Below are 1,004 nucleotides of genomic sequence, written 5' to 3'. Positions count from 1 at the left end.
GCATGGCCGGCAGCAGGGCCTCGGGCAGCCCGGCCTTCCGGTGCAGCTCCGCGAAGGCCCGCGGGTCGCGCGGGGAATCCCGCATGGCGCGGGTGATCCCCGCGTAATCCTGCCCCGAAAGGTCCGCGAGGGCGGCGTGGACGAAGTCGGTCCGGCCCGAGAGCACGGCCCGGAGGATCAGGCCCGCGGTGAGTTGGCGGGTGGTGCGCAGATGCGCCACCAGGCGCGCCACCGCGGCGACCCCCGAATCGTCGCAGGTCTCGAGGGCGACACGCTCGCCCGCCTCACGGCTCATCCGGTCGCAGCGCTCGGTGCCGATCCAGCCGCGCGCGATCACGAACTGGGACAGCGCCTGGGCCACCGCGAGGCCGATCGTGTAGCGCACCTCCGGCGGCAGATCGGACCGGCGCAGCAGGGCCTCGCGCAGGCGGGCTTCGGCGCCGTGGCGCTCGATCATGCGCAGCATCCGGCCCGCGGTGATCTTCGCCGTGGGATTCCCGGCGAGCACCACCAGGGTCTCCAGTTCGCCGATCTCGGCGAGCGCCCCCGACACCGACGGGGACAGGTGATGCCGGGCCGCAATCACCGCGCGGGTGGTCTCGTCGCCCAGCGCGGCGGCGTCGACCAAGTCCGCGTCGGTGAGCACCGGCGAGCGCGCAAGGACGAGGCGCGCCACCTCGGGCACGTCGCAGGACAGGGCGACCACCAGCGGTCGCGGCGTGCGGGCCGAGGCCGCGCAGGTCTCGGCGAGCGCCCGGCGGACCAGGGGCGACGGGTCGTCCAGCAGCGACAGCAGCGCGGTCTTGGCCTCCCAGGCCTCGTCGGCGGAGAGGTCGCCGTACAGGAAGGCCCGCGCCATCGCGGTGGTCGCCTCCGCCCTGCGGCCGGCCGAGGCGTTCTGGGTCCAGGCCAGGAACTCGCGGATGATCATGGGCCGCTCCGGGGGGCGAACAGGCTGGTCCTGATGCCGGTGGTGGATCCCGCGGCGGCGAGATCGGCCGGGC

1 protein-coding gene is annotated in these 1,004 nt (G+C 75.0%); it reads right to left on the bottom strand.

Annotation, left to right across the window (positions count from 1 at the left end; all coding sequences use genetic code 11):
- Positions 1-931: DUF2336 domain-containing protein (locus FV228_RS30805; protein ID WP_147857868.1), on the bottom strand; the 931-nt coding region annotated here is incomplete at its 3' end.
- Between the last annotated feature and the right edge of the window lie 73 nt (positions 932-1,004).

The organism is Methylobacterium sp. WL18 (assembly GCF_008040015.1).
Classification (GTDB): Bacteria; Pseudomonadota; Alphaproteobacteria; order Rhizobiales; family Beijerinckiaceae; genus Methylobacterium; species Methylobacterium mesophilicum.
Note: the sequence above shows the minus strand (reverse complement) of the source record. Positions and strands in the feature narration are given on the sequence as shown.